Source organism: Microbacterium sp. (assembly GCF_047972865.1).
Taxonomy (GTDB): Bacteria; Actinomycetota; Actinomycetes; order Actinomycetales; family Microbacteriaceae; genus Microbacterium.
Genome location: NZ_JBKEAY010000163.1, coordinates 1 through 4497, shown reverse-complemented (window position 1 = coordinate 4497; position 4497 = coordinate 1). Strand labels below are relative to the sequence as shown.

Annotated in this window: 5 protein-coding genes; 1 reads left to right on the top strand and 4 read right to left on the bottom strand. The window is 68.0% G+C overall.

Translation table 11 applies throughout. The annotated features are described in order from the left end of the window. The 4 genes from ACK5KK_RS10105 to ACK5KK_RS10090 all read right to left on the bottom strand — a co-directional run. Window positions 1-940: Clp protease N-terminal domain-containing protein (locus ACK5KK_RS10105; protein WP_416889957.1), on the bottom strand; the 940-nt coding region annotated here is incomplete at its 3' end. 177 nt (window positions 941-1117) lie between these two features. Next, window positions 1118-2056: an endonuclease domain-containing protein gene (locus tag ACK5KK_RS10100; RefSeq protein ID WP_416889956.1), complete on the bottom strand. Its 939-nt coding sequence runs from the start codon at window positions 2054-2056 to the stop codon at window positions 1118-1120. 269 nt (window positions 2057-2325) lie between these two features. Continuing rightward, window positions 2326-3798, bottom strand: a complete 1473-nt coding sequence (gene cls / locus ACK5KK_RS10095; RefSeq protein ID WP_416889955.1) for a cardiolipin synthase — start codon at window positions 3796-3798, stop codon at window positions 2326-2328. 46 nt (window positions 3799-3844) lie between these two features. After that, on the bottom strand, window positions 3845-4036 hold the full coding sequence (locus ACK5KK_RS10090) for a hypothetical protein (protein WP_416889954.1): 192 nt from the start codon (window positions 4034-4036) through the stop codon (window positions 3845-3847). 114 nt (window positions 4037-4150) lie between these two features. Between ACK5KK_RS10090 and ACK5KK_RS10085 the strand changes: the two genes are divergently transcribed. Beyond that, a partial coding sequence (locus tag ACK5KK_RS10085) for a DUF4192 family protein (RefSeq protein WP_416889953.1) occupies window positions 4151-4497 on the top strand: 347 nt, incomplete at its 3' end.

Sequence of the window (4497 nt, the reverse complement as noted above, 5' to 3'; positions counted from 1 at the left end):
GCGCCAGCAGGGGCTTGAGGATGGAGGCCGCGTCGATCGCGCCTTCGGCCGCGCCGGCACCGACGAGGGAGTGGATCTCGTCGATGAACACGATGATGTCGCCGCGCGTGCGGATCTCCTTCGTGACCTTCTTCAGCCGCTCTTCGAAATCGCCGCGGTAGCGGGACCCGGCGATGAGCGAGCCGAGGTCGAGGGAGTAGACCTGCTTGTCCTTCAGGGTCTCGGGGACCTCACCCTTCACGATCGCCTGCGCCAAGCCCTCGACGACGGCGGTCTTGCCGACGCCGGGCTCCCCGATGAGCACGGGGTTGTTCTTGGAGCGGCGCGAGAGGATCTGCATGACCCGCTCGATCTCCTTCTCACGACCGATGACCGGGTCGAGCTTGTTGTCGCGCGCGGCCTGAGTGAGGTTGCGCCCGAACTGGTCCAGCACCGCCGAACCGCCCTGCGCGGCCTGGGTCTGCTCGCCGGGGCCAGCGGACACGCCCGCGGGCTCTTTGCCCTGGTAGCCGCTGAGCAGCTGGATGACCTGCTGGCGCACCTTGTTGAGGTCGGCGCCGAGTTTGACGAGAACCTGCGCGGCGACGCCCTCGCCCTCACGGATCAGCCCGAGGAGGATGTGCTCGGTGCCGATGTAGTTGTGGCCGAGCTGCAGCGCCTCGCGCAGGCTGAGCTCGAGCACCTTCTTGGCGCGGGGGGTGAAGGGGATGTGGCCGGTGGGCTGCTGCTGGCCCTGGCCGATGATGTCCTGCACCTGCTCGCGCACGGCATCCAGCGAGATACCCAGGCTCTCGAGGGCCTTGGCGGCGACGCCCTCGCCCTCGTGGATGAGCCCCAGCAGGATGTGCTCGGTGCCGATGTAGTTGTGGTTGAGCATCTTCGCCTCTTCTTGGGCGAGCACGACCACGCGACGGGCACGGTCGGTGAATCTCTCGAACATCGTCACACTCCTCATGCACCGGTTCTTCCGGCACTACAACGAGCGTAACCAGCGCCCGACGCCCTCACCGCCGTGTTCGCCGTCGGCGTGACGCCCTCCCCACCCGGCTCATTCGCGCCGACCTGCCAATGTCAGGCGCGCCGACGAGCACTTCGGCACGAATGGAACACCGACGGCTCAGCGTCGGGCGGCGAGGGCGTTGCGCACGCGCGCGACAACGGATGCCGACGCCTGCGTGAGCTGCGCGTTCGTGACGCGGATGACGGTCCACCCCGCGGCGGCCAGGCGCTCGTAGCGCTCGATGTCGCGCCGCCACTGTTCCGGGTCGGTCACATGGTGCGTGCCCTCATACTCGACGGCAACACGCGCGGCCCGGAACACGAGGTCGACCTGGCCCAGCCACACACCCGCATCGAACACGTCGGCGTTCACCTCAGCTGCCGGCAACCCGGCATCCGCCAACAGGAGCCGCAACAGAGTCTCGGGCCTCGACCGCGAGCGGGTGTTCACCGACGGGAGCGCCTCGCGCAGGTCGCGTGCGCCCGCACGTCGGCCGGCAGCCACCGCGGCTCGCAGCTGCTCGACCGTCGCGAGCGCGGGTGGGTCATCGCGATGCATCGGCTCGCGGACGATCGCATCGGCGGCCACCACAAGATCACGCCACGGCAGGAATGCCCCGAGCGTCGCCCACGTCGTCGCCGGGCTGGCCAGTGGAAACCCATGCTCGGGATGCACCACCACGCTCGCCATTCTGGCCAGCACGGCGTGTCCGGACACGTTCACCGAGTTCGGCGCGCGTCTGGGATGAAGGACGCACACGTCGAGTTCGCGCTCGGCGACAAGCCAACGCGGGAGCGGCACGCCCCAGGCGACGGCCGCAGTCACGTGGCTGAAGAACTCGTGCGTGGTCATGCGGTGGCGGTAGGCGACGGCCAGCGCCAGGATCCGGTCTTCGGGGTGCGCCGCTCCCGCGCTCGACGCCGCCGCGGTACGGACCGCGCGGAAGGGCCGGTCCAGGTCTTTCGCTCGCAGGCGCGACGATGAGACGCCCGCCTCGCGAGCGTCGGCAACCGAGAACACCGTCCCGAGATGGGCAGGAAGGGGGGTTCGTCGCATGCCCCCAGCGTGGCGGGCGCAGACCACCGTGCGACGCTGCGCCCGCGGTTTCGTGGACTCGCGCGCGCTTTCCCTCCCTGTGCAGGCGATGGCGCACTCGTTCGCACCGAATGGCGGGTGCCCTCGGCCCGCACCGACACTTCAGCACGAACCAACCGGGGCGACCCACGTTCGTTCGCGCCAAACGGCGGGTGCACCCGGCCCGAACCGACAGTTCGGCGCGAACGAACCGGAGTGCCCCGGGTAGGCAGCCAGCTGAGTGGGAGGTGCTATTGCAGGGCGCTGGTGAGGCGGGCGAGGTTGTCGAGCACGGTGGAGCGCAGCGGTTGCTGCATCCACTCGTCCAGGGTCAGCTCGCGTGAGGAGCGCCGGTATTGGTCCTCGACCGCGCGCATCTGCGCGACGAACTCCTCGCCGCGCACGAGCATCGAGATCTCCAGGTTCAGACCGAACGAACGCATGTCCATGTTGCTCGACCCGATGACGGCGACCTCCTCGTCGATCGTGATCGACTTCGAGTGCAGGATGAACGGCTTCTGAAACATCCAGATCTTCACGCCGGCGCGCAGCAGCGCCTCGTAGTAGCTGCGCTGCGCGTGATACACCATCGCCTGGTCGCCTTCCTCCGAGACGAACAGCTCAACGTGGATGCCGCGCTGGCACGCCGTCTGGATACCCAGCAGCAGCCCCTCATCGGGGACGAAGTACGGGCTGACGATGATGATCCGCTCGGTCGCCGCGAACAGCAACGCCATGAACAGCTTGAGGTTGTTCTGGAACTCGAATCCGGGGCCGGAGGGGACGATCTGACAGTCCAGGTCACCCGGGCCGGCCGTCCCGCTGAACAGGTCGGCTTCGTCTTCGAGCGCCTCACCGGTCTCGCTGTACCAGTCGCTGAGGAAGACAGCGTCGATCGACCCGACGACGGGTCCCTCGATGCGCGCCATGAGGTCGACCCAGTGCAAGCCGCGCCGGATGTTCTTGGGCAGGTTGTAGCTGGAGTCGGTGACGTTCTGCGAACCGGTGAACGCGACCCGCCCGTCGACGACCAGCAGCTTGCGGTGGTTGCGCAGGTCCGGCCGCTGGAACTTTCCCTTCAGCGGCTGGATCGGCAGCATCAGTCGCCACTGAGCGCCCATCGCGTTCAGTCGCCGCTGGGTCTCGCGGTAGTACGGCTTGGAGCGGTTCGCCCAGTGATCGAACATGACCCGCACCGGGATCCCGCGCGCGGCGACCTCCTCGAGCGCGCGGAAGAAGTTGTCGGTGGCTGCGTCGGCCTGCAGGATGTAGAACTCGACGTGCACGTATCGCTCGGCGCGGCGGATGGCTTCTGCCATGGCGTCGAGGCTCGTCTGGTAGTCGGAGATCAGTTGTGCGTCGTTGTCTCCGGCCAGCGGCATGGCGCCAAGTTTGCGGTTCAATCGCACGAGCGAGGTGAACCACTCGGGGGCGTTGGGGCGCAGCGTGCCGAACTCGAGTCCTTCGCTGAGGTCGGAGATCACCTCGTTGATCTGCTGTTGCATCTGGCGTCGCTTCCGCGGCAGACGCGGGTTTCCGATCAGCAGAAACAGCAGCACCCCGAGCACGGGGATGAAGTAGATGGCCAGGAGCCACGCCATTGCCGCGGTCGGCCGCCGGTTCCGCGGGATGACGATGATCGCCAGGATGCGGATGGTCACATCGATCACGAGGACGACAACGACCGGCCACGTCCATGTCCAGTCGACGCTGATACTCAGCACACCCGTCTCCCCTTGCGCTCGGGATCAGCGTATCGGGACGACCGGGTCATCGAGCGGCGGAATCGCCCGTGGCCGGGCCCATTCCTCGTTTTGCGCGCTCTTGCGCCTCGATCTTCGCGTAACTGCGCCGCTCGTTGCGGTCCATTCGGATCACAGCGCGCAGGATGAACACGAACAGTCCCAGCACGACGACGGTCGGCAGCAGCGACCACACGACGGCCACCCAGTACGAGTCCATGTCCCCATCGTACGCGCTCGGCGTCTTCCCCTCCCCAGGGCGGCATCCGGGCACAACCGGCGGGAAACGTGTGGAGGAACGGCACCGGGATGCCCGCCCGGCCACCGTCGAGGTATGACTCCTGTTGTGAAAGCCGCCGACGCGGCACAGTTCCTTTCCCTCATTCCCCGGATGCTGGGGTACACCCCGACCCGGAGCGTGGTCGTTGTCCCGATGCACGACGGGCGGAGCCTGGGCGGCTTGCGGGTCGACCTGCCGCCCGACGACGACGCGGATGCCGCCTCCTCGGTGGCCTCCACCGTCATCGGCATGGTGTGCCGCATCGATGCCGCCGACGCGGTGACCGTCGCGATCTACGGCGACGCGTCCGCACGGGTGGCCCTCCCCTACCGCCCGCTGGCCGAGGCGAACGCGGCTCGCGCGGATGCGTGCGGTCTCGGCCTCGTGGATGCCGTCGGGGT